Raw genomic sequence first — 23951 nt, 5'->3', positions numbered from 1 at the left:
TCTCCAAATCCTAGTCGTTTCTTGGGGGCTTACTGCAGAAGCCAGCGCTGCTGGGTTCCACCGTTCCAAATCCATTCGATCAGCGCCTGTCCATTGGTATTGGAGCTGGAGTTATCCAGCGCCAGGCTGCTTTGCTGGTTCCAGATCTTGTACGAGCCGTCGGACTGCACGTCCACCCACCAGCGCTGGTTCGTATCGCGGGTCGGAGTCCACTGCACCATCTGTGTACCGTTGGTCGCGGAACCGCCGGGATTATCCAAAGCCTTCCAGCTCGACTGACTGACGATGTTCCAGGAGGTATCCGCGTTCTGGGTGAAGTTCCACTTCTGGTTCTGGCCATAGTTCAAACCCCACTGAATCACGCCGCCCCCGTTGGCGGCGCTGCCGCCATTATCGATCGCAATGCCGTTCTGCTTGCTGACAATCGCGTGCGTACCGGCAATGTTGTTGGGCTGGGTCGCCGGAGTGAATTGCAGCCAGGCCACTGCGCTGGCGAACTTATTCGCGATCAAGGTATTGTCGTTGGGAGTCTGCTGAGTCCAGCCGTTCCAGGTGATGTTGAGATCGGTGCGCCGGGTGTTCATGATGGCGTCCGCGTTCTGCACCATCCATGGATAGTAAGTTCCCCATTGGCGGTTGTCCCGGCAGAAATGTCCCAGGCCACGCGCAAACTCATCCGCCCAGGTGTTCAGGTAACCGGCGTTGTTGCTGATGATCCCGTTCGTCGTCATGTTGTTCTTGACGTAATCGATGGCTCGCTTGGCGTCGTTGTAGTAGTTCACGTTTCCCGTGATCTGGTACATGTAATTGGCGAAGTCCACAAACGTCCCCTGGTTATAGACGGCTGTGCCGGTGTTGACCACTCCGTTACGATCGACATTGGCGTAAACCTGGCCGTTGCTCGGGTTGTAAAGGTGATGCCAGACCCAGTCGTAGATCTGGGTCGCCCGGTCCAGATACCATTGATCGTGATTGCTTTGGTAGATCAAGCAAGCCACTTTCCCCAGACTGTCGTTGGACAGAGCTTCTTTATTGATGGCTTGCCCAGCCGGAGTTTTTTCGGGCTGCTGCTCCCAGATTCCGCCGCCATTGTATTGGGTATCCCAGCCGCGAGCCCAGGCCATATCGAAGCCATAGCGGGCCTGGGTGAGAAAGTTGGCGTTGCCCGTCTGCTGATAGCCACGGACCAGCGCCAGTGAAAACCAGCCAATATCGTCATTCCAGCCGTCCCAGTCCCACGGCGGCGGAGTCTTCTGGAGCCAGGTCGTGCAGAGGTTATTCACCAGCGTCTTGTGCGCGGCGCTACCGGTGCGCTCGTAAGCGTCCTCCGCCACGAGAATGTCCAGCGAGGCCGCCCAGGTGCCGTCCGCATTTGCGTTGTTCAGCGCCGCTTTGTAATAGGTCTGGCCGCCGGAATTTACCAGAAAGGCATTGTTGAATGCGTTGAAGGATGAATCGGCGTCGCCGGAGCCGATCGCCGCCGCCTGCTGCGGCATACTACAGCTCAGGCCAACAAGCAAAGCCAGCAGCCCAATTTGGCCCACGATCTTTGCCTTGATCGCGCATGGTATCTTCTTCATGTTCATGATCTCCTTGTCAATGTATTGTGATAATAGCGATAGAATCATACGGAAACACGGCCGCTGCCTTTATCAGACAGCGGCCTTTCTCCAATGATTTATTGCAGCAGCCAGCGCTGCTGGGGCGCGTTGGCGTTCCAGCCCCATTCGATCAGCGCCTGTCCGTTGGTCGTAGTGCTGGAGCTATCCAAAGATAGGCTGCTTTGCTGGTTCCAGATCTTGTAACTGCCGTCAGACTGCATGTCTACCCACCACCGCTGGTTCGTGTCGCGGGTAGGAGCCCACTGAATGATTTGCGTTCCGTTGGTGGTGGAGCCGCCTGGAACATCCAGCGCTTTCCAGCTGGATTGGCTGACGATGTTCCAGGAGGTATCCGCATTCTGGGTGAAGTTCCAAATCTGGGTCTGGCCGTAGTTCAAGCCCCAGAGGCCCACGACTTTGTTATTGTCGATCAGGCCGAGCGTGTCCACCGCCATGTTGTTCAAGCCGACGATCGTGTGCCGTCCCCAGACGTTGCTGGGCATGGTGGCTGGGGTGTACTGCAGCCACGCCGCCGCGTCGCAAAACCGATTCGTAATGATATTATTATCGTTCGGGGTCTGCTGGCTGAAGTCGCTCCAGCAGATGTTGTAGTCGGTGCGGCGACGGCTCCAGGCGGCGTTGGCGTTGGCCTGCGCCCAGCTGAGGTATGCGCCCCACTGGCGGTTATCCCGACAGAAATGTCCCAGGCCTCGGGCGTACTCGTCCGACCAGGTATTGGTGCCGCCCCCGGTCATGACGCCGCCGTTGTACCAGGAAGGACCTTTGACGTAGTCGATCGCCCTTTTGGCGTCGTCGTAATACATGACGTTGCCGGTGATCTGATAGAGGTAATTGGCGTAATCCGCAAAAGTGCCCTGGTTGTAGACATTCCTGCTGGTATCGACGACGTTGTTGCGGTCAACGCCGTTGTAAACTTGGCCGTTGCTTGTATTGTAGAGGTGGCTGCGCACCCAGGCGTAGATCTGAGTAGCGCGGTCCAGATACCATTGATCGTGGTTGCCCATGTAGATCAGGCAGGCGGCCTTGCCCAGGCTGTCGTTGGAGAGAGCTTCCTTGTCGATCTTCTGGCCGGCCGGGGTCATGTTGGGCTGCTGTTCCCAAATGCCGCCGCCGTTGTACTGGGTGTCCCATCCGCGCGCCCACGCCATGTCGAAGCAGGACGTTCGCGCCTGGGTAAGCAGGTTGGCGTTGCCGGTGATCAGATATCCGCGGGCCAGCATGATGGACATCCAGCCGATGTCGTCGTTGTAGCCGTCCCAGGTGTATCCGGGCGGGAACTTCTGGAGGAAGGTAGTGCAGAGGTTGTTGACGAGATTCTTGTGCGCGGCGCTGCCGGTCCGCTCGTAAGCATCCTCGGCCACCATGATGTCTAGCGCGCCGGTCCAGCCGCCGTCAAAGGTGCTGCCGTTGATGCTTGTCTTGTAATAGTTGCCATTAACCAAAAATGCGTTGTTAAAGCCATTGAACATCGTGTCGGCGTCGCCGGATCCTATGGCCGACGCCTGCTGGGGCGATGCGCCTCCCAGACCAACAAGTAACGCCATCAGGCCGACTTTGGCCAGTACTCCGATCATTGAACCCTTATTTTTCTTCATGTTAATCCTCTCTGATTTCGTAGCTGTGATGCGATTTTAACTATTAAACAATGTCTTCTGTGGTTGTTTAATTACCTCCAGGACGGAAATTGTCTTGACCATTATTGTTAATTGTATTGCTATTCTAGCAATAATACTTTTTAAGCGACTAAGCACTAACAATGCTGTCATCGTGTTCCTGTATCATACTTCGTTACGGCTCCATTATATAGCAGAATGGGACCATTGTCAAGCGATTGGTCCCATAAAGATTTCGTTCAGGGGTTCATTGCGTCGGATGCAGTCAAACGCCGCAATGCGATGACAACAGACTTTGATGTGGGTGTGTTGCTTTTGTCGGCAACGCTGTTGATGGGGACCAGGACATTGGCTTCGGGGAAGTATGTGGCGGCGCATCGGCGGGGGATGTCGTAGGGGACGATCAGAAATCGTTCGGCGACGCGTTCTTCTCCTTGGAAGCGGCCGATCAGATCGACCCATTCCTGAGGCTGGAAGCCTAATTCTTCGATATCGTGGGCGTTCAGAAGCACAACACGGCGGCCGTTGTGGATGCCCCGGTACCGGTCATCCAAGCCGTAGATTGTGGTGTTGTACTGGTCATGGCTCCGAATGGTCATCATGAGAAGCTCGTCTGGCGCCAGCTTTGTTTCAGGGATGGGGTGGACCGTGAAGCGCGCTTTTTGTGTGGATGTGACGAAGCTGCGCTCGCGTGCGCCGTTCGGCAGCCGAAAGCCGTTGGTTTCGCGGACGCGTTCGTTATAGTCGTGGAAGCCGGGAATGACATGAGAGACGTGATCGCGGATGAGATCGTAGTTTGACGCCAATTGGTCCCATTGAACTTTGGATCGGGCGCCAAGCGTGGCGCTCGCCATGCCGGCGACGATGGCCGGCTCGCTGCGAAGATGCTCGGACGCCGGCGCGAGCGCGCCGCGTGAACGATGAACGACGCTCATGGAATCTTCTACGGTGACAAACTGCGGCCCGGACGACTGGATGTCAGCCTCAGTGCGGCCTAGACAGGGAAGGATTAGCGCCGTTTTTCCCGTAATGAGATGACTGCGATTGAGCTTGGTGGAGATTTGAACGGTCAAATCGCATTGGCTTAGCGCCGTCGCTGTATAGGTTGTATCCGGTGTCGCGGAGAGAAAATTTCCGCCCATGCCGATGAAGACACGCGCCTTGCCGGCGTGCATTGCTTTGATCGATTCGACGGCGTCCAGGCCATGGCGGCGTGGCGGCTCGAAATCGAATTCGCGTCCCAGGGCGTCCAGAAATCGGTCGGGCATCTTTTCCCAAATGCCCATTGTCCGATCACCTTGGACATTGCTATGGCCGCGCACGGGGCATACGCCGGCGCCGGGCTTGCCGATCTGGCCGCGCAGAAGCAGCAGGTTGACGATTTCCTGAATGTTGGCGACGGCGTTTTTGTGCTGCGTCAGCCCCATCGCCCAGCAGCAGATCATCCGCTCGGCGCGCATCGCGGTTTCCGCCGCCTCACGGATCTGCTCGCGACCAATGCCGCTTTGCTCGACGATTGCTTCCCAAGATTCCAGGCGTATATCGGCTGCGAACTCGTCATAGCCGCTGGTATGCGCCGCGATAAACTCATGGTCGAAGACCGACCCGGGAGATCTGTCTTCGGCTTCCAGCATCTCTTTGAGGATTCCTTTGAGCAGCGCGACGTCGCCGTTGATCCGCACTTGCAGGAAGAGCTTGGAGAGCGGGGTGCCGCCCGCCAGCATCCCGATGGGTTCTTGAGGGTGCTGGAAGCGTATCAGGCCGGCTTCGGGCAATGGGTTGACGCTGACAACCGTACAGCCGTTGCGAACCGCGTGCTGGAGGGCGCTGAGCATGCGCGGGTGGTTGGTGCCGGGGTTTTGTCCGATCACGAAGATCGTATCCGCCATCTCCAGATCTTCCAGCGTGACCGTGCCTTTACCAACGCCGAGCGTTTCGCTGAGGGCCGCGCCGCTGGACTCATGGCACATGTTGGAGCAGTCGGGGAGATTGTTTGTGCCGAACTGCCGTACGAACAGCTGATAGAGAAATGCGGCTTCATTGCTGGTGCGGCCGGAGGTATAAAAGAGCGCCTCATTCGGGGACGCCAGCGCGTTCAGTTCCGAGGCGATGATTTGGAATGCGTTATCCCACGAGACCGGTTCATAGTGTGTCGCCCCGGGACGAAGAACCATGGGGTGGGTGAGGCGGCCTTGCTTGCCCAGCCAGTGATCGGTTTGTTCCGAAAGATCGGCGACGCTCCATTTTTGAAAGAACTCTGTTGTGATTCGTTTGGTCGTTGCCTCCTCTGCAACGGCTTTGACGCCGTTTTCGCAGAACTCAGCGTGCGAGCGCTTGTTTTCGGGATCGGGCCACGCGCAGCCTGGGCAGTCGAACCCATCGGTCTGATTCATGCGCAGGAGCGTCCGCGCGCCGCGCACGACGCCTGTTTCTTCGTGAATGTGGCGCAGTGACGACACCAGGGCGGGCACGCCGCCAGCTGCGGTTTTCGGCGCGCTGAGGCCGGCGGTGGGCTCGGCTCGCGGCCCTTCCGGCTGTACTTCTCCATGATTGGTTAGATTTGGGTTATCGCTCAATTTTTGTCTCCATTGACGATGTGAGGCGCACTCGCTCCGCGCTAGTGTAAATATTGAAACGCTGGCCGCGAAGAAATCCGATCAGCGTGATTCCTGCTTCTTCCGCCATCTCAACGGCGAGACTGGAGGGGGCGCCGACCGCCGCGACAATCGGGATGCCCGCCATGTACGCCTTTTGCAGAAGCTCAAAGCTCGCGCGACCGCTCAGAAAAAGAATAGCACCCGAGAGAGGCAGCTGATGGTTGAGGACACACGCGCCAATGAGCTTATCCACAGCGTTATGCCGCCCGACATCCTCGCGCAGCGCGATCAGGGTTCCATCGGCTTCGAGCAGCGCCGCGCCATGAAGCCCGCCGGTTTGATTGAACGTCTTCTGGACTTTTCTTACTGTGTCCGGAATGCCGGTCAGGATATCAGCCTCGACTATTGGCGAACCAGGATTAATTGTAAACTTTGTGCGCTGCCGCAGGGCCGTCAGCGAGGTTTTGCCGCAGACACCGCAGCTGGAAGTCGTATAGAAATTTCTGCTCAGCCGTTCTAGGCCATCCAGGACTTCCGGAGCGACAATCGTTCGGATGACATTTTGCTCGGCCTGGCTTCCAAGAATTTGATCGGTTCTTTGAAACGCCCCTTCACCCCAGAGAAACCCGGCGGCAAGCTCGGCGTCGTTTCCGGGCGTACGCATCGTGATGGAAACCGTACGCGCCGGGCCGTGAATAGACGAAACCTGGATTTCCAGCGGCTCCTCGACGGCGACCAGATCCTCCACGGGGTCGATGTTACGCGCGCCAGCATTGGACGCGAGGCTGACTGCGGTGATCCGTATCTGCTTTGTCGCTAACAATGATGTCATAACTTATTATGACCCTGAATGCCGTATGTCGGCGCAATGCAAAGTCGTAAAAAAAGCGCCCCCGATCATCTTCATGCATGTGAAGAGGATCGGGGGCGCTCAGGATTTGTTTCGAAAGGTCGCCGAAATTTTACTGCGTGGTCATTGTCGCGTTCGGCGTTGCAACGCCTCCTCCAGCCACATGGTTATTTCCGGCGGAGGCGATTTTGCCTGCGCCCGTATACCCATAGTTCAGGCCGTTGTCCAAAAGATCGTCGTTGGACAGACGAATCGTGGCGGGGTTGTAGACGCGCGCGGCGGTTCCGCAGCTGCTGATGACACCATTGCTGAACGTCAGGAAGCCGCCCTCACCCAGAAGACCGACAGTTCCGCACTTTGTGACCATCGAGTTCGTGAACTGTCCGTATCCGTATCCCAGGTCGATGCCAACATAGGCGTTATTAACGGTGACATTGTCGCCGGACACGAAGAGGTTTCCGGCAGTCGTGATGGCGCTCACGCCACGGGCGCCGCCCGTAATCGTCGTATCCTTGATCGTCACCTTGCCGGCGGCGGTCAGCGACACGTCAATTCCATAGTTACTGAACGAAAAAATATCACATTTCTGCACGTTTAGCGCGCCGCCGGCAATGTAGCGAATGCCGTTCAGGCCCGTGCCGCCGCCGTCGAACGACAGATTACGCAGCGTCACGGTATCCGTCGAGGCCGCATTGACGATCACGCCGTTCGTGCCTGAGAACAGAATGCTGGACAGCGATCCGCCGCCGTCAATGGTGATCGACTTGGTGATAGTGACGGTTCCATAGCCGCCGGGATCGAGTGTGTCGATCTCACCGCCCGCGGCGGTCTTGGAGATGGCTCCCGCGAATGTCTTGCAGGGGGCGGTCCGACTGCACGGGTTGACGTCATCGCCGACGCCCGAGACCCAGGTGCGCGTCGCCTGTGCGTGCGCGGAAGTGGCGAACGCAAGCGCCGCGCCCGCGATAACGAAAGTTTTCATCGATTGGATCGTCATAGAAAATTTAGATCTCCTGGTAAGGTTAATCTATTTTCGGTATCTCACCGGCAAATCGAGAGGTTCACCTTGGTCGAGGCAAATTGGGATGTAAGAAACGAGGGAAGGGGAGAGCTGAAATCAGGGCGGCGTGGAGTGCGAAGTCTTCACGCCGCCTGGATGAAAAATCCGATTACGGAACGTGGTTTTACTGCACGGTGATTGTGGCGTTCGGCGCGACAATCACGCCTCCGGCAACGCGGTTATTTCCGGCCGAGGCGATTTTGCCTGCGCCCGTATACCCATAGTTCAGGCCGTTGTCCAAAAGATCGTCGTTGGACAGACGTACCGTGGCGGGGTTGTACACGCGCACGGCAGTTCCGCAACTGCTGATCGTTCCATTGCTGAAGGTTAAGAAACCGCCTTCGCCCAGAAGGCCCACGGTTCCGCACTTGGTCACGACCGAGTTTGTGAACTGGCCGTATCCATATCCCAGGTCGATGCCGACGAAGGAGTTATTGACGGTGACATTGTCGCCGGAAACGAACAGGTTTCCCGCCGTCGTAATCGCGCTCACGCCACGCGTGCCGCCCGTGATGGTCGTATCCTTGAGTGTCAGTTTGCCGGCGGCGGTCAGCGACACGTCAATTCCATAGTTACTGAACGAAAAAATGTTACATTTCTGCACGTTTAGCGCGCCGCCGGCAATATAGCGGATGCCATTGAGACCTAAAGTGCTCCCGGCGCCGTTTAGCGACAGATTGCGCAGCGTCACAATATCCGTCGCGGCCGCATTGACGATCACGCCGTTCGTGCCTGAGAACAAAATGCTTGAGTGCGATCCGCCGCCGTCGATGGTGATCGACTTGGTGATGGTGACCGCTCCATAACCGCCCGGGTCGAGCGTGTCGATCTCTCCGCCCGCAGCGGTCTTGGAGATGGCTCCCGCGAATGTCTTGCAGGGGGCGGTCCGGCTGCACGGGTTGACGTCATCGCCGACGCCTGAGACCCAGGTGCGGGTCGCCTGCGCGTGCGCGGATGTGGCGAACGCGAGGGCTGCGCCCGCGATAACGAAAGTTTTCATCATTGATTGGAGATTCATGGTTTGTCCTTTGCTCCTGCTGCTCTTGCGTTGTTTACAGTACTTGATTGGCGTGAATCATCATCGGTATGCGCCTGAAAGAAGTACGAGGCCAGAAAGACATACTGATGCGTTCAGTCTACCTGTTTCTGAGAGCAAATCGCAAAAGCGAGGGCTCGCACTGTTCAAAATATCAATGGTATACTATGAGTACTATACATAATACGGGTGGATCTGTGTTTGATCCGGCAAGGCCGTGCATTGACGCAATGTAGAAAGCAAGGACAACCCTAAATGCTCAATAAAAGTCTCTTCTCTGTGATTGCGCTCGCGGGACTGCTGGTCTCAACGGGATGCGGAGGCGGCGGGGGCGCGGGTTCGCCCGCAGCCGGCGGCGACGGTACGACCACACCGCCCACGACTAATCCTCAGACCGCGACAAACGCTACGGCAACGTTTCACGTCGATGTGGCGAGCCGCAAGGTTACGATCCAGTCCCTGACCGGAACCACGCCTAAAGTTTCGAAGGGCGCGCAGTCCCATGCGGTCTTTACGGGCAGCGCCGTCGGGTTTACTTCCAGCGCTTTGCTCGATCAGCCCGGTGACGCGGGTCTTAAAGTCCTGAGCGTTTCGCTGACGAACCATTGGGGAGTTCCAATCGGGCAGACGCCCGATGGCTCGCCGAGCGGCCTCAAAGTCCGCTTCAGCAATTTTACAAACGTCAGCGCTTTTACCGATCTGCGTCCAAAAACATCCGTCACCACGATCGCCGGCACGGGGAGCGGGGGAACTCAAGATGGACCCGTCGGATCGGCGTCGTTTAATCTGCCGGTCGGCGTGGCTGCCGCCGGAAACGGCGTTTACTATGTCTCCGAATATAACGCTCACCGAATCCGCAAGATTGCGAATGGCTTGGTCAGCACGCTTGCCGGCAGCGGCGCTGTCGGCGGGGCAAACGGGGCGGGATTGACGGCTTCGTTCAATATTCCTTACGCGATCGCGCTCAATCCTGTCGACGGCGCAATTATCGTCGCCGAGTTCGGCGGTCATCGTATACGGCGCATTACTCCAGACGGGCAAGTGACCACGGTGGCGGGAACAGGCGTTGCCGGATTGGCGAACGGCGCCGGAACCGCCGCGACGTTTAACCAGCCAATCGGAGTGACCGTCAGCGCCAGCGGCGTCATCTATGTGACCGAACAGGCCGGACAGGACGTGCGTAAAATTGTATTGACCGGCAGCGATCCCAAGGCGCCCGCCAGCTACACGGTCAGCAAACTCGCGGGCACGGGCAGCGCGGGATCAACCGACGGAAACGGCGCCGGGGCCAGCTTCAGCAGCCCCAACGGGATTGCCGTTGCTCCGGACGGCGTTCTTTACGTCGCCGATCGCATGAATGTGCGCATTCGCCGGATCGACACCAATGGAAATGTGACCACGATCGCCGGCACGGGAGCAGGAGGCTCGGCCGACGGAAGCGGCAACGCCGCCTCTTTTGCCGCTCCCCGAGGCGTCGCTTATGTCAACGGCGCGATCATTGTCGCCGACGGAGCTCGAATCCGTCAGGTGACCCTCAAGGCGGGTGGTTCGGCCAGCCCCAACTCCTCTTCCAGTTGGCAAGTGGCGACACTCGCGGGGTCTGGCGTGTCGGGATCGGCCAACGGAACCGGCGACGTCGCGACATTCACCAATGCGCAAATGATCACCAGCGATCCGAGCGGTAATATTATCGAAGCGGACGCCAGCCATACCGTGCGTAAGATTACGCCGAACAGCGGCGCGTTCCCTATTGGCGTCGCCAGCGGGACGGCTCCCAGTGAGCCGGTCCAGCTTTCCAATTCCGATGGCGTCATTCCCAATCCAGGCGACGGAACGAGCTTTCCTTACATCCAGTACGCCGGAGCGATTGCGGCCGGCGCCACTTCGGACGCTAAGAATTGGACCTTCGTCATCCCCGCCGGTGTGACGGCGTTCGAGTTTACAACAACCGTGGAAGCAGACTCCAGCATTCTGGCGCCTCCCGGCGCAGTCGATAACGGGCCGTCCCCGGTGTCGCCCAACAATGTCGGCTCGCCCGATGTGGAAATCCGAACGCTCTCGGGCGGGGGATCATCCCTCGGCTATTTAGACGGATCGGTCGCGAATGCACGATTCAACGGACCTGAGTACATCGCGGTCGATCAGTCGGGCAACCTCTACTTGTCCGACCAGTTCAATTCCGCCATTCGGCGTATCAGCGTCTCCGGTGTCGTGAGTACGATTGCCGGCCATGTGGGTGGTGGAAGCGGATCGGCCAACGGCGCCGGAAACGTCGCCTCCTTCAGCAGCCCCTCCGGAATTGCCGTAACGCCAAACGGATCGACCATCTATGTGGCGGACTCAGGCAATCAGAAGATCCGAATGATCACCCTCAATTCGCCTGGCGCAAATCCAGCGCTGTCCACGAATTGGACGGTGAGTACAATTGCGGGAACCGGCGCTATAGGCGGCCAGTATTCATCATTGCTGGGATCTACAGCGACATTCAATACTCCTCTTGGCCTGACAACGGATCCCGGCGGCAACCTTTACGTGACGGAATATAGCGGCAACCGTGTGCGTCGTCTCCAACTGGCCGGCGGTGATCCGACAAACGCGGCGAACTGGCAAGTTTCGCTTCTGGGTGGAGATACTTCGAATGCTGTGGGAGCAGTTGGGACTACCGACGGGAGCAGCTTCAGCGCTCACTTCAAAAATCCAAGCGGGATTACCTGTGATCGCGCTGGCATTCTGTATGTTGCGGATACCGGAAACTCCCGCATCCGAAAGATCACGCCGGACGGGATCGTATCGACTCTGGCCGGCGGAGTGAACGGAGATGTTCCAGTGAACGGCTACGCGGATGGAGCGGGGGCGGGGGCGCGGTTTGCGCAGCCATACGCCATATGTATCGACACGGCTGGTTACGTTTACGTCGGTGATGTGGGTAATCAGCGGATCCGTCGAATCAGTCCAACTGGGTACACAACGACTGTTGCGGGCACTGGTTTAACTGGCGCTAAAGACGGAACTGGGAATATCGCTCAGTTTAATTCCGTGCAATCTCTTGCGGTTGCCCCGTCTGGGACGATCTATATTGGCGAGACCAACAACAACGGGGTGCGCTTGCTTCAGCGGATTGTAAACTCAGGAACGCTGTAAGCGACGGAACTGCTTCTCGGCAGCAAAACAGGCTCGGACGAGTGATCGTCCGAGCCTGTTTTGCATCTATTACGGCCAGCGCTTATCTCCGCCGTTGACGTTCGACTTTCGAAGACGAGCGCAGCGTTTTCGTTTGGTGGAGCCGCCATTGCCCCCAATCCTTTGTCCAGGTATCGACCGAGGTGGCGCGGTCCGAATGATGTCCTGGCGCGATCTTCGCCGGGCTGACATCCCCCTTGCGAATGTCATACTCTAAGTATGATACTTCCGTAACGATTGCTTTCTTACCTGAGATTTTGACGTTGGTGATCTTTGTCTTCGATGAAAACTTTCGTCCATAGTAGAATACGCTGAGCAAGCTGGCGCGCACTTCATCAGCGGAACGATAGTCCCCAGTTTGGCTAATCGCCACGAAATCCGGAGCCGTATTACCGACCGCCTGCCGGTAATCCTTGATCTCCATCCCCCGGTCCATGCGTGCGTAGACTACAGGAAGCTCCTGATGAACACTGGCGGCGGTAATCGGCCTCGTTACGGAGTAACCAAACAAAACACCGCCGCACACGCAGAACGACGCCACGAAAACAATAATGGGTGAAAGCGATTGAGTGCGAGACGCTGGTTTCCTATCGCTTGCAATTTTTATATTAGGGTATGTCATCCTGTAAAATTTCTGGTTGTTCTCGGTCAATGGGGACACAGTGACTTATAAAGCTGATGAACATTTTCTCCGGGTGGCTCTTTTTCCATACAAACAAATCAATATAGCCTTGGCGGCGGCGCGGTGCGGGAAGTATGCCCTGGCTGAACACATCGCGCTGTCCATAACTCTCACCAGCCTCTTTGATTTTGTAGACGCGTCCGTTATGGCGGCACTCCGTCTTATGATAGGCCGGGTGCATCATTCGTTGACGACGATAGGCGGGGTGGGGTTTGTGTTTCGCTTCAAACCGTTCCCGCACCCGATATGCATTTTTAGAAAGCGGCTCACGCATATTTTAAACAACACCAAGCAATGATAAAGATAATACCATGATTGTTAGGACAATGGAGCGAGAAACCGATTGACCGTACGTCGGTATGCTATAATCCTCCATGCAGCGTTTCTCTTATGGTCTGGCGGTCGTTCTCTCCCTTGTTCTGATGCTCGGATCGATCAAGCACTTCCTTCCACTGGATCCCATTGAGGCAGGAGCATTTGTGACGGGCGCGTGGTGCGTTTGGCTGACGGTCAAGCAGAACATTTGGAATTGGCCAATTGGAATTGCGAACAATCTGTTCTTTATCAATCAATTCTGGCATGCCCGGCTGTACGCCGATATGAGCCTGCAAATCATTTACATCGTGCTCGGAGCAATCGGGTGGTATTGGTGGCTGCACGGCGGCCGCAATCGATCTATTTTGCTTGTCTCGCATACTCCGCGCACGACCGCCGTTATGGTCGCCACCATCGGGGTTGCGTCTACCGTCGGTATGACATTATATTTGAGACACATCCATGATTCTGCGCCGTTTCTGGACGCTCTCACGACGACGCTGAGCCTTTGCGCGCAGTTTCTGATGACGAAGAAGATGATTGAGAACTGGTATCTGTGGATCGCCGCCGATGTTCTCTATATTGGGCTCTTCACGTACAAACATCAATCCCTCACGGCCGCCTTGAACTTATTGTTCCTCATGATGTGCCTTGTGGGTCTGCGTGTTTGGAGAAAATCGCTGAGAGAGCAAGGGGAAGACTACGCTTCTTCGGAACCGGCGGCCACGTATGTATAACAACGGTTTCGTCGTCGGCAAGTTTTACCCGCCGCACCGTGGGCACAAGCATCTGATCGACACCGCGCAAGCTAATTCGCGCCATGTGACGGTCATGCTGGTCGGCCGTCCGGAAGAAACAATCCCGCCCACACTGCGAGCGCAATGGCTCCGAGAGATCCATCCCGATGTGACGGTGATCGAGGTTGACGACGTCCACGGCGACGACGATTCGCAGGGGTGGGCGGAGTTCACCATTCAGACCCTCGGATATGCGCCCGACGCAGTCTTCAGTTCCGAAAACTACGGCGAAACGTTCTCCTACTTTCTGGGATGCGCGCATGTGATGGTCGACCATGCCCGTGGAACAGTCCCATGCTCTGGGACAGCCGTTCGCCGCGATCCATTAGAATGCTGGGATTACCTGGAGCCCTGTATCCGCGCCCACTTCGTCAAGCGCGTCTGCGTCCTCGGCGCCGAGTCTACTGGGACAACCACGTTGTCCAAAGCTCTTGCCGAGCACTACGGCGTCCATTGGGTCGCCGAATACGGACGGGAATATTGTGAGGAGAAGTTCGCCGGCCGCGTCATCACGGACGACACAGCCGAAATCGAAGATGACTGGACCACGGAAGAGTTCGTCTTAATCGCGCAAACCCAGTGCGAACGAGAAGACGCCGCCGCCTGCGAAACCAACAAACTTCTGATTTGCGACACCAACGCCTTCGCCACGAACCTCTGGCATGAGCGCTACATGGGCGCCTTATCCCCGGAAGTCGAAGCCATCGCCGCCCAGCGTCACTACGATCTCATCCTGCTGACCGCCGACGACATCCCCTTCGTCCAGGACGGCACACGCGACGGCCGGCATATTCGCCACGCCATGCACGAACGTTTTGCCGAACTGCTCGCCGCGCAGGCGACGCCGTACGCTATTCTTTCAGGACCGCATGAGGACCGGCTGCGTGAAGCGGTTTGTTTGATGGATAGCGTTATGAAATTTGCCAATCCTCAGTGAACACAATTGTTCGCTTAGGATTTCGCTCCATAGCTTTCTTTGATTGCGGTAATATGGTCGTCGATTACTTCTCCAGAGCGACGGCGGAACTGGACGCCATCCTCAAAGAATGGCGTGAGCGCCCCCTGGGAGAGTTGGCCTATTTGTATCTAGACGCCCGTTACGAGAAAGTGCGTCAGGGCGGCGTAGTTCAGAGCGCGGCGGTGCTGATCGCCATCGGCGTGGACCTGGACGGCAAACGACAAGTGCTGGGTGTGTCGGTAGCGACTTCGGAACAGGAGGTGCATTGGCGCACATTCCTTCAGAGCTTGCTGGCGCGCGGTCTTTGCGGCGTGCGCTTGGTCGTCAGCGATGCGCACGAGGGGATCAAAGCGGCCACGCGTGCGGTTCTGGGTGGTGTTCCCTGGCAGCGCCGCCAGTTCCACCTTCAGCAGAATGCGAGTAAGTACGTCACGAAACAGGAACTCAAGGCTCCCGTGGCTGCGGATATTCGCGCCATCTTTAACGCTCAGGATTACATGGGCGCCCGGAACGATCAGACGTTCGCGGGCGTCACACTGACATCAGAAGGTCGAAGCATGCCTGGCGGTCGTATGGCAGTCCGGCCTTCTTGAACCATCTTCGTGGATTGGCGTACACGGGATCCCAGAGCTCTTCCCGATCGACCAGGGCCTCAAGATAGCGGCGTTGTGGCTCCGAAGACGGACTTCCCGACCCGTCGGCGAACGCCATAGCCAGCAGTGGCCCCCAGTCGTAGTCGACGGTGTGCTTCGTTGCGACCTGCGCCACGGCAACCGCCGCGTCGACGATCTGGCCGAAGTCTTTCACGTTCTTGGCGAGCCGTTCGATGATTGAGAATCGCGGCGACATCTCGAACTGCGGTGGTCTTTCGGAAAACCAGGTGTCGATTTCGGAAGCGTGGAGACGGAGTGTCGTCGCCAGCTCTTCAAGCGCAGCTTCGTTCTCCGCGAGTTCCGGTGAAAGTGCTGCGCACATTCGGAGAGCAGGGGAGCTCTCGTTCAGAAACTGAACGGGTCTTATTCCAAGTTCGCCGAGCGCCAGGACTAAGGCACAGCGCTCGTCGATCGTTGGAGCAGTTTCGATGAGCGCCCATAACTGCGTCTCAATATCATGCTTTGTGTTCTTCAGCGAAGGGTCATTGGCAAGGATCGACGCTCCCCAGGCGGCCTCAACTCGAACTTCGGATCTGCTGTGCCCCAGAGCGTCGAGCATCACTTGCATAATAACCGGGCGGGCCTCATAACAGCCGAGGATCGTGCGGGCGTATAAGGCGCTTGAGGCCTCTTCGTTGTCGGACTCATCGTCATCGTAGGCGTCTAGATATGCTTCAACGTCAAAGGCAGCCAACCGCTTCAGGCTGTCGACATCCAGATCGGCATAGTCGAAGACTTGGGCGACGTATCCCAAAAAGGACAAGACGTGAGCTCGCCCCGGTTCGCCTTGATCGATCCGTTCGTCGGCGAGTAAACCGACTAGGACCAGAGCGACCGCTGGTGTTGCCGTGTATGCGGAGCCTTGATGGAGAATCGCAGCCCACAAGTGACTCATCGCCGCCGCCCGCGCGTCGGCGTCGAACTCCAAGAACGCCCGGAGATGTCCCGGCGTATCAACGGCGCGTCCGTACGCATGAAGGAGTCTCGACCAGTCCGTTTCTTCCAGTGCAGATAGTCCGATAAGCATGCGACCCCCTGTGCGATGTCAATGACCGAGCTTGGCTATATTGTATGGCCCTGCTACAACACCCGCACGAAGGCGTTCCCCGGCACGCGCCGCGCCAGCCCACGCATCTCCAGCAGAGTTAAGATGCTGCTGACCTGAGGCGCCGTCATCTTACTCTCCACAATCATGCTGTCGACGTTGCGTGGCTGGAGAGTCAATAGCTCTAGGACGCGGCGCTGTTCGGGCGGGAGGTTGGCGGGGACGGGGGCGCCGGAGATGAGGTTGGTGGGGCCGTCGGGGGAGCGCAGGGTGAGGACGCCGAGTTCTTCGAGGATGTCGTCGACGTTTTGAACGAGCTTGGCGCCGTCCTGAATGAGCTTATGACAACCGGCGTTGCGGCCGGTGTCGATGGGGCCGGGGATTGCAAAGACATCGCGGCCCTGGTCGCCGGCTTCGCGGGCGGTGATCAGGGAGCCGCTGTCGATGGGGCTCTCGATGACGAGCACGCCGAGCGATGTTCCAGAAATGAGGCGGTTGCGCGCCGGAAAGCGCCAGGGTTCGGGGCGGGTTCCGAGTGGAAACTCGGAGGCGACGGCGCCGCCGGAGGCGACGATGTTGTCAAAGAGGGTGCGATTTTCGCTCGGGTAGTTGACATCGGCGCCGCAGCCTAAAAAAGCGATGGTGCGGCCTTTGGCGTCAAGAGCGCCGAGGTGCGCCTGGGTGTCCACGCCGCGAGCGCCGCCGGAGACGATGGTGAGCCCGCGGTCGGCAAGCTCGGCGGCGAAGCGGCGGGCCAGCGACAGACCATAGGAACTGGCGCGGCGGGAGCCGACAATCGCAACGCTGAACTTATCTTCGGAAACGAAGGAGCCGCGCACGATCAGAACCGGCGGAGCGTCTGGAAGCGGCTTGAGGTTTGTGGGATAGTCGGGATCGGTGAAGGCGACGGCGCGGCCGCCGGAGCGCTCCAGAAACGCGAGTTCCTTGGAGAAATCCTGGTCTCGGATCTTCCGCAGGCGATCCAGCTGTTTGGCCGTGAGGTCCGGCAGCGCGTCGCGCCACGTGGAGTCCGGCTCGGAAAATGCGGTTTCGGGAGAGCCGCCAAAGCGCTCCAGAAGCGTGTGAACGCGCTTGGGAGCAAACTCAAGCGCGTTCATTCGGAGCCAGGCGATCTGCCGGAGTTTACCGGCGGTCGGATCTGCGATGGTCATCAGGTTAGCTCTAGATCGGCGGGGGAGGCGGCCCACCGCCGCCGGGTACTGGAGTAGGCGTCGGGGGAACCGGAGTGGGTGTCGGAGCGGGCGTCGGTGTCGGCGCGATTACGCCGCCTCCGTTGAAGCCCCCGCCGTTATTGCCGCCATTATTGTTGCGGCCAGGCGTATTGTTATTACCGCCGGGATTGCGCGCGCCGCCCTGATTTCCGTTTTGATTGCCCTGCTGTCCTCGTCCTCCGCGCTGGCTGCCCCGACCGGGAGCCGTGGGCGCAGTGGATGGGACGTAGCCCTTAGTGTCTTCCGGATTGAGCTTGTTGTCAACGACGAAGCTCCATGTGGCGCTCGACTTGTTGCCGCGCCAGTCCGAAGCCGTAATCAAGACTTGATGCGTTCCATCGTTAAGGTGAGGCACGCGGTCTTGTGTGTCATTGAAGGCGGTCATCACATGGGCGCCGTTGAAGCTGGGATCGTAGCCTACGGGAGGCACAACCGTTCCGTCCACCGACATGGAGACTGTGGCGGGGTCGACGCCCGATCCTTCATCAATCACCAAGGCGCTGTAGGGGATGCGCACGCCGCCGACAATCGATGAAGCCGCCGGAGTGAACTTCGAGAAGAGCGGCGCGGCGTGATCGGTTGCGTCAGCGCGGAACGCGGAGAGGCTGCCGTCGTCACTCAGAACATACAAGGCTCCATTGACGAGGATCGGGGCTGAAGCGATATCCGTGAAATCGAGCTTGGGCTGCTTTGCCGTGCCGGCCGCCTGCACGACATAGCTCCAAAGGATTTGGCCGTTGCTTGCGGAAATCGCATAGACGATCCCGCGCTCTGTTGGGAGGAACAGGGTGTTGCCCGCCAGAAGCGGTGTGGCGCTTGTAGTATAATCGATGTCCGTGGACCACTGAATCTTGCCGCGATCCGAAATCGCCACGACCTTGCTGTCCTGCGTGGCGAAGTAGATGGAGCCGTTCGCATACGCCAGCGGGGTGGTGATTGACGACGAAAGTTTGGTTTGCCAGCGCGTGGCGCCCGTGCGTCCTGTCAGGCAGAAAAAGTATTCGTCTGCGGCGACGAAAATCTCGCGTCCCGTGTAAAGCGGCGGCGAGTGTGTCGGATCGGTTGGTAGCTTTACCGACCAAGCCGACCGACCGGTGATCGGATTGAACGCGTAGAGGCTGTTGTCCGAAGAGGTAAAGACCACCGTCGAAGGAGACGTCATGATCGGCGGCGCGGTGACGGAGCCGTTCGTCGGCGCCATCCATTCGGGCTGACCGGTTTTGACGTCTATGGCGTAACAGACGCCGTCTTCGGTCCCAAACAGCGCGAGGCCGTTTTGAACGATCGGCTGCGATCGGATTCCATAGGCTGCTTTGAACGCCCAGACTTGATGGCCGTTTTTAATATCGATCTTGTAGAAGTTATAATCGTCGCTGCCTATGTACAAGAATCCATTGTCAATCGCAGGCGTGCTGTTGAACGACTTTGGATCTTTGCCGGGCGACGAGAACTTCCATACCTGAGTTCCGTCGGATTCGCGCACGGCGTAAACGGCGGGACCGCAGGCGAAATAGACGACGCCGTCCTGCGCGACCGGCGATGAGGGTGTATCCGTGGAGGCCGAGGTCGTGAACTTCCAGTACAGCGACAGCGGGGCCGTCAGAGTCTTAGAAGTGTATCCCGTGCGTTCGGGATTATTGCGGTAAAGCGTCACGGAATCCAGAGCCGCCGCGCCCGAAGTTGCGGGTGCTTGAGCGGCAGCTGAGAGAGGGTGGAGCATGACCGTCAGGACTGCGGCGCAAGCCGTCCATGAGCCGGCGTGGCGCTTGTTCATCAAAACTCTCCTTCGAATTGGCATGGTGGGTAATCAGGCGGATGATTTAAAATTTAGAGTCGTCAAGCGCGAAACAACTTCATTCTGGGCGGCGCGGGCCGCTTATCGCCGGCGTTTGGGATGATCGTCATCAAGCCAGTCGTTTTTGTCCGTAAATCCCGAGTTCTTGAGTAGCTGCTCAAGCCGTTTCTTTTCCTGATAATCGCGCAGACGTCCCGCGAAATCAAAGAAACCACGCGGGGACGAACCGTCGAGCGAGACCTTGCGGATCGTCTTCTGGTTTGGCCGAAGATGCAGGATCTTCGGGTCGGGGCTGCGTACGGCGTAGCCACGGCCTCCATACGTATTGAAATAGGTCATGTAAACGTATGCCGCGAGAACTCCCAGGCAGGCGAAAAAACCAAGCAGCGGACCGTAGGTGACCCAGACAAAAATCGCCACGATGAAGATCATATAACGCGCACGGATCGGTATCCAGTACAGCACCATCGTCTGCTCGGGGTTCAAGGCGCAGAACGCCACGATCACTCCCGAAAGCGGTAAATAGAGCCCTTGAACAAGGCGCTGAGTATTTAGAAGGTGCTCGCCTAAGGCCAGGCACAGTGCAAACACCGCCGCGAGACTGAAGAACCATTTTGCGAAACGGGCGCTGCCCCAACCGCGCTCCAAACTGCCGCCCGTCAGCCAAAAGAAAAATCCGCCAATCAGCAGTGTCCACAGATCACTACTAATTAAGGGGTATGTCACGATCGTCCAGGGCTTGGTCAGGAAATTGAAGCTGTCGAATGCAAGGTAACCGAAGACCTTTGCAATGGCTCCTTGGCCCCCAAAAAACATCGCAAAAAACGTCACGAGATTGGCGACTAAGAGTGCGTACGTCACGGGAATGCCGCCGCGTTGTACGAAATTGCGGAGCTGATCCATCGGGTTGGGCGGGGAGCCGTAACTCATATGATTACATCTTCATTGACACAAAGGAGCTTTGTCGAAAACCTCGGCGCGAGGCGCGCGCCGTTACCCGTAATAATACCCGGAACGAGCGTCTTTCCGCACGCTTTATAGCCCCGTCCCGGAGGCGCCGCCAAATACAATGACGGGGGGATCCGGCGTCCCGGATGTTTTGTGCGCCTCATGCTGGGCGCGGACCGAATCCAGCAGGCCGGGCGACGAATGCGGGGGCAGCGCCGGCTGCGCGAACGCCTGCTTGAACACCGGCCAGAACTGGTCGATGTTGTGCGACAGATCGAAGACCATGATCCCCTGAGTCGTCGCGGCCGCCGCCTGCAATGCGCCTTTTAGCGCTTCTGTCCGACCGTTGAACATCTCCAGGGAAAGACCCGCGTAAACCCAGGTTCGGTCATTCGCCGCCCGGTTGCTGAACTGCCCCGCCGCCTCGATGGTATAGCTGGAAGTCTGCCCAATGTCGCTCGCATCGTGCATCGGGCCGACGCGGTAGTAGCAGCCGGTCGTCATCCAATCGACGAGTCCGGCCATTCCTGTTTTTTGAAAGCCTGGCGTGAGGAACCGATATCCGGCGGAGAAATCGTCCGCCGCCCAGTTCGCGCCCATCTTGGGATAATCGCTGTAGGTCGATCCAACATAGACGCTGATGGTGGCGTTCTTGTTCAGCGATTTGACCTTCGCTCCGGCGGACGCAAGGAAGTTGCGGATCGTGATCGCGCGCCAGAGCAGCCAGGTCTCCATGAGCGGGCCTGGGACGATACGCCGGGAAAGAAGATCGTCGGAAGCGTATTTGAACACGTCGTCGGGCCATTTTACGGCATGTCCGACATAAGTTTCAAAGTCCGCGCGCGTTTTGTCGCCGAAATCGGCGTTCAGTCCGGCGTAGCGCAAACGATCGTCGAAGATGATCCCGTCGACGCCGTAACCCACGACCTCGCCAACCATATTGAGCAGGCGGGTCTGCACTGTCGGATCGTTGGGGTTCACCATCAGCGGCCCGGTGCGCGCTGAGCCTTTGCCGATGGGGTGAAAGTCCGGCTGAGTGGTCACGGTCATCGTCACGCCCAGCCGAGCGAAGGCGTTGAGGAAGTTCGAAGCGCCGGCGATTCCCACCAGCGCCATCTCACCCTTGCCTAGTTTCGTCGGCATCGGTCCCAGCTTGCTGGTGGGAGCAGGAACGATGTGGACTGGCGTGGGCGGCGTGTCGGGAGCCGCGCCGTCCGGAGTGGGCGCAGTGGCTGGGGGCGGTACGGGAATAGGCGGGGCTGGGGGCGCTCCCGTGGTGGGTACGGTCATCATCTGCCCGTTGCCGACGGCGATGACCTGACCCGCTGCGTTCAGAACCGCAACCGTCAGGCTGGCGTTGCCCCGGCTGTCGAGATCCCTTTTCAGTTTTGATAAGTCTTGATAGATCGTGACGCGATCGCCGTTTTCGTTTAGCGTATTGAGCGTGTCGCCGGCGAGGATAGTATTGATTGTAGAGCCTGAGGGGGCGACGCGGGTTACGGATTCGTAGATCGTCGTTTGCCACTGCGGGTTGGCGTAGCCGGGCGACTGCGGCAACGGCGAGTCTAGCTGGCCTTCGGCGAAGGCGTTCATGCTGGCGATGACCTGCAAGCCCAGCGGACGCGCGGCGCGCAGGAACTCAGCGAGCGGATCGAAGCCCTCGGGGAAGCGCTTGCCGCCACGTCCCGGCGACAGCGGCGCATAGGCGCTCTTATAGAGCGTCAATCCATTGATCGGCTTCACGTCGAGCACGATCATATTGAAGCCCGCATTTTTGATCTGCGCCGTCAGCGCCTTGATCTTATCCGTGCTGTTGATCCGGTCGATATTGGCGAGCCCATCGATCCACAGCATGCGCGCCTGAAGCCCGCGCGATCGCGCTTCGCTTTGCGCGATGCCGAAGCTGTCATTGGAGTCGTCGAGATAAACTGGCGGCAGAGACTTCAATGGAGCGGAAGGAGTCGCGAGCGGCGGCGGCGGGATCGCGAGCGGGGCAGCGGCCGCGTTCGGATCGGCGATGGGGGTGGGAACCGGCGTCGGGTCTTGAGCGTGCGCTATGGAAGCGCCCGCCAGCAGCGAGGCGGTCAGAATAATACGCGGGATACTTCGCAAATGATAATCCTGAAATTGGGAGGCTGGGGAAGTGTTCGTGATAAAATCGCGATTTTCCTGCCCCAATCATCAAATTGGAGACGCTGGCAGCAAAAACGCCTCGCCCGTGAGGACGAGGCGCGTGGACTCAAGTCAAGAGAGAAATGTCGTTATACGATCATGCCGGCGCCGACCGTAGTATTGGTGGCTTCGTCAATGAGAATAACGCTGCCGGTGATGCGATTGCGCGCGTATTTGTCGAACACGAGCGGCTGGGTGGTGCGGAGGGTGATGCGGGCGATGTCGTTCATATTGACATCGTTGTCATCGGTGATCCGCTCCATGTTGCTGATGTTGAGCTTGTACTGGATGTCTTTGACGATGCAGCGGGCTTCGCGCGTCGTATGTTTGATCGTGTACTTGCCGTTCAGGGCCAGCTTTCGTTCGTTCAGCCAGCAGATCATGATCTCCAAGTCCTGCGAGACTTGCGGCTGGGATTCGGATAGGCCAACGATTGTGTCGCCCCGGCTGATATCGATCTCATCTTCCAGGGTGAGCGTCACCGACATCGGCGCGAACGCCTCCGAAAGCGATTCCGTGAATGTATCGACGGACTTGACACGCGAGGTGAATCCCGACGGCTGCACGGTCACGGCGTCGCCCGGCTTGAAGACGCCGCCGGCGATGCGGCCGGCGTAGCCTCGATAATCATGATGCTCGGTAGATTGGGGGCGAATTACGTACTGCACGGGAAAGCGCGCGTCGAGATGGTTATGGTCGCTGCTAATGTGCGTGGTCTCCAGCACCGACAGCAGCGTCGATCCGTCATACCAGTCCATATTTTTGGAGCGATCCACGACGTTATCGCCGTTTAAAGCGCTGATCGGGATAAAGTGCAGGTCCGTGACTTCCAGGTGTGAGGCAAACGCCTCGAAATCGCGCCGAATGCTTTCAAACACTTCTTGCTTGTACTCGACCAGGTCCATCTTGTTGACGCAGACCACAACATGAGGAATGCGCAGCAGAGAGGCGATAATCGTGTGGCGGCAGGTCTGCTCGATCACGCCTTTGCGGGCATCGATCAAGATGATCGCGAGGTTCGCCGTGGACGCGCCCGTCACCATATTACGGGTGTACTGGATGTGTCCGGGCGTATCTGCGATGATAAACTTGCGCTTGGGCGTGGCGAAGTAGCGATAGGCGACGTCGATCGTAATGCCCTGCTCGCGCTCGGCGCGCAGGCCGTCGGTGAGCAGCGCGAGGTTGACATACTCCTCGCCGCGCTTCTCGCTGGACTCTTTAATCGCGTCGTACTGATCGTCGAAGATCGACTTGCTGTCGTACAGCAAGCGGCCGATGAGGGTGCTCTTGCCGTCGTCGACACTGCCCGCCGTCGTGAAGCGCAGCAGTTCCATATCGAGGTAGCCGGCGCTGGTAAATTCTGGCTCTAATACTTCATTCATGTCTTAAAATCTTT

The 23951-nt window shown here is 58.2% G+C and carries 17 protein-coding genes and 1 pseudogene; 4 read left to right on the top strand and 14 right to left on the bottom strand.

Translation table 11 applies throughout. The annotated features are described in order from the left end of the window. Window positions 1-29: 29 nt before the first annotated feature. The 6 genes from ABIZ35_RS22415 to ABIZ35_RS22390 all read right to left on the bottom strand — a co-directional run bounded on the left by ABIZ35_RS22415 (window position 30) and on the right by ABIZ35_RS22390 (window position 8745). Window positions 30-1580 (bottom strand): glycoside hydrolase family 76 protein, encoded by a 1551-nt coding sequence (locus ABIZ35_RS22415; protein WP_348222156.1) that lies wholly within the window; start codon window positions 1578-1580, stop codon window positions 30-32. Window positions 1581-1678: 98 nt separating this feature from the next. Continuing rightward, the gene (locus ABIZ35_RS22410) at window positions 1679-3196 is read right to left on the bottom strand and encodes a glycoside hydrolase family 76 protein (RefSeq protein WP_348222155.1); all 1518 of its coding nucleotides are present in this window, start codon (window positions 3194-3196) and stop codon (window positions 1679-1681) included. 278 nt (window positions 3197-3474) lie between these two features. Next, window positions 3475-5811 (bottom strand): FdhF/YdeP family oxidoreductase, encoded by a 2337-nt coding sequence (locus tag ABIZ35_RS22405; protein WP_348222154.1) that lies wholly within the window; start codon window positions 5809-5811, stop codon window positions 3475-3477. Then, a complete protein-coding gene (gene fdhD, locus ABIZ35_RS22400; RefSeq protein ID WP_348222153.1) occupies window positions 5801-6664 on the bottom strand; it encodes a formate dehydrogenase accessory sulfurtransferase FdhD in 864 nt (287 codons plus the stop codon). Before fdhD ends, ABIZ35_RS22405 begins: the two co-directional genes overlap by 11 nt. A 130-nt stretch (window positions 6665-6794) precedes the next feature. Next, complete coding sequence (locus ABIZ35_RS22395) at window positions 6795-7679, bottom strand: hypothetical protein (protein WP_348222152.1); 885 nt, start codon at window positions 7677-7679, stop codon at window positions 6795-6797. Window positions 7680-7866: 187 nt separating this feature from the next. Next, window positions 7867-8745, bottom strand: coding sequence for a hypothetical protein (locus ABIZ35_RS22390; RefSeq protein WP_348222151.1), 879 nt, complete (start codon window positions 8743-8745; stop codon window positions 7867-7869). 288 nt (window positions 8746-9033) lie between these two features. Between ABIZ35_RS22390 and ABIZ35_RS22385 the strand changes: the two genes are divergently transcribed. Then, complete coding sequence (locus tag ABIZ35_RS22385) at window positions 9034-11919, top strand: hypothetical protein (protein ID WP_348222150.1); 2886 nt, start codon at window positions 9034-9036, stop codon at window positions 11917-11919. Window positions 11920-12001: 82 nt separating this feature from the next. Here ABIZ35_RS22385 and ABIZ35_RS22380 read toward each other — a convergent pair whose 3' ends face one another. Both ABIZ35_RS22380 and ABIZ35_RS22375 read right to left on the bottom strand, forming a co-directional pair. Then, the gene (locus tag ABIZ35_RS22380) at window positions 12002-12469 is read right to left on the bottom strand and encodes a hypothetical protein (RefSeq protein WP_348222149.1); all 468 of its coding nucleotides are present in this window, start codon (window positions 12467-12469) and stop codon (window positions 12002-12004) included. Window positions 12470-12566: 97 nt separating this feature from the next. Next, window positions 12567-12914, bottom strand: coding sequence for a hypothetical protein (locus tag ABIZ35_RS22375; RefSeq protein ID WP_348222148.1), 348 nt, complete (start codon window positions 12912-12914; stop codon window positions 12567-12569). Between the two features lie 100 nt (window positions 12915-13014). Between ABIZ35_RS22375 and pnuC the strand changes: the two genes are divergently transcribed. The 3 genes and pseudogenes from pnuC to ABIZ35_RS22360 form a co-directional block, all read left to right on the top strand. Further along, window positions 13015-13692: a nicotinamide riboside transporter PnuC gene (pnuC, locus tag ABIZ35_RS22370; RefSeq protein WP_348222147.1), complete on the top strand. Its 678-nt coding sequence runs from the start codon at window positions 13015-13017 to the stop codon at window positions 13690-13692. Beyond that, the gene (locus ABIZ35_RS22365) at window positions 13685-14689 is read left to right on the top strand and encodes an AAA family ATPase (protein WP_348222146.1); all 1005 of its coding nucleotides are present in this window, start codon (window positions 13685-13687) and stop codon (window positions 14687-14689) included. Before pnuC ends, ABIZ35_RS22365 begins: the two co-directional genes overlap by 8 nt. A 71-nt stretch (window positions 14690-14760) precedes the next feature. Next, window positions 14761-15303: pseudogene (locus ABIZ35_RS22360) on the top strand (transposase); the annotation flags it as partial. Here the strand turns inward: ABIZ35_RS22360 and ABIZ35_RS22355 are convergent. The 6 genes from ABIZ35_RS22355 to cysN form a co-directional block, all read right to left on the bottom strand. Beyond that, window positions 15242-16390, bottom strand: a complete 1149-nt coding sequence (locus ABIZ35_RS22355; RefSeq protein WP_348222145.1) for a hypothetical protein — start codon at window positions 16388-16390, stop codon at window positions 15242-15244. The pseudogene ABIZ35_RS22360 and the gene ABIZ35_RS22355 sit on opposite strands and share 62 nt — an antisense overlap. A 53-nt stretch (window positions 16391-16443) precedes the next feature. After that, on the bottom strand, window positions 16444-17580 hold the full coding sequence (dprA, locus tag ABIZ35_RS22350) for a DNA-processing protein DprA (protein ID WP_348222144.1): 1137 nt from the start codon (window positions 17578-17580) through the stop codon (window positions 16444-16446). A 10-nt stretch (window positions 17581-17590) separates the two neighbouring features. Then, the gene (locus tag ABIZ35_RS22345) at window positions 17591-19414 is read right to left on the bottom strand and encodes a PQQ-binding-like beta-propeller repeat protein (RefSeq protein ID WP_348222143.1); all 1824 of its coding nucleotides are present in this window, start codon (window positions 19412-19414) and stop codon (window positions 17591-17593) included. A gap of 102 nt (window positions 19415-19516) precedes the next feature. Next, complete coding sequence (locus tag ABIZ35_RS22340; protein ID WP_348222142.1) at window positions 19517-20365, bottom strand: rhomboid family intramembrane serine protease; 849 nt, start codon at window positions 20363-20365, stop codon at window positions 19517-19519. 105 nt (window positions 20366-20470) lie between these two features. Further along, a complete protein-coding gene (locus ABIZ35_RS22335; protein WP_348222141.1) occupies window positions 20471-22495 on the bottom strand; it encodes an alpha amylase family protein in 2025 nt (674 codons plus the stop codon). Window positions 22496-22644: 149 nt separating this feature from the next. Next, entirely contained in the window at window positions 22645-23937 is a 1293-nt protein-coding gene (gene cysN / locus ABIZ35_RS22330; RefSeq protein WP_348222140.1) for a sulfate adenylyltransferase subunit CysN, read from the bottom strand. Window positions 23938-23951 lie beyond the last annotated feature (14 nt).

Origin of the sequence: Capsulimonas sp., from assembly GCF_039929585.1 — a bacterium.
Taxonomy (GTDB): Bacteria; Armatimonadota; Armatimonadia; order Armatimonadales; family Capsulimonadaceae; genus Capsulimonas.
Note: the sequence above shows the minus strand (reverse complement) of the source record. Positions and strands in the feature narration are given on the sequence as shown.

Excerpts from the sequence above, each read along its gene's own strand:
- ABIZ35_RS22415 (WP_348222156.1), bottom strand. The coding sequence starts at position 1,580 with ATGAAGAAGATACCATGCGCGATCAAGGCAAAGATCGTGGGCCAAATT.
- ABIZ35_RS22410 (WP_348222155.1), bottom strand. The coding sequence starts at position 3,196 with ATGATCGGAGTACTGGCCAAAGTCGGCCTGATGGCGTTACTTGTTGGT.
- fdhD (WP_348222153.1), bottom strand. The coding sequence starts at position 6,664 with ATGACATCATTGTTAGCGACAAAGCAGATACGGATCACCGCAGTCAGC.
- ABIZ35_RS22395 (WP_348222152.1), bottom strand. The coding sequence starts at position 7,679 with ATGACGATCCAATCGATGAAAACTTTCGTTATCGCGGGCGCGGCGCTT.
- ABIZ35_RS22390 (WP_348222151.1), bottom strand. The coding sequence starts at position 8,745 with ATGATGAAAACTTTCGTTATCGCGGGCGCAGCCCTCGCGTTCGCCACA.
- ABIZ35_RS22385 (WP_348222150.1), top strand. The coding sequence starts at position 9,034 with ATGCTCAATAAAAGTCTCTTCTCTGTGATTGCGCTCGCGGGACTGCTG.
- ABIZ35_RS22375 (WP_348222148.1), bottom strand. The coding sequence starts at position 12,914 with ATGCGTGAGCCGCTTTCTAAAAATGCATATCGGGTGCGGGAACGGTTT.
- pnuC (WP_348222147.1), top strand. The coding sequence starts at position 13,015 with ATGCAGCGTTTCTCTTATGGTCTGGCGGTCGTTCTCTCCCTTGTTCTG.
- ABIZ35_RS22365 (WP_348222146.1), top strand. The coding sequence starts at position 13,685 with ATGTATAACAACGGTTTCGTCGTCGGCAAGTTTTACCCGCCGCACCGT.
- ABIZ35_RS22355 (WP_348222145.1), bottom strand. The coding sequence starts at position 16,390 with ATGCTTATCGGACTATCTGCACTGGAAGAAACGGACTGGTCGAGACTC.
- dprA (WP_348222144.1), bottom strand. The coding sequence starts at position 17,580 with ATGACCATCGCAGATCCGACCGCCGGTAAACTCCGGCAGATCGCCTGG.
- ABIZ35_RS22345 (WP_348222143.1), bottom strand. The coding sequence starts at position 19,414 with ATGAACAAGCGCCACGCCGGCTCATGGACGGCTTGCGCCGCAGTCCTG.
- ABIZ35_RS22340 (WP_348222142.1), bottom strand. The coding sequence starts at position 20,365 with ATGAGTTACGGCTCCCCGCCCAACCCGATGGATCAGCTCCGCAATTTC.
- cysN (WP_348222140.1), bottom strand. The coding sequence starts at position 23,937 with ATGAATGAAGTATTAGAGCCAGAATTTACCAGCGCCGGCTACCTCGAT.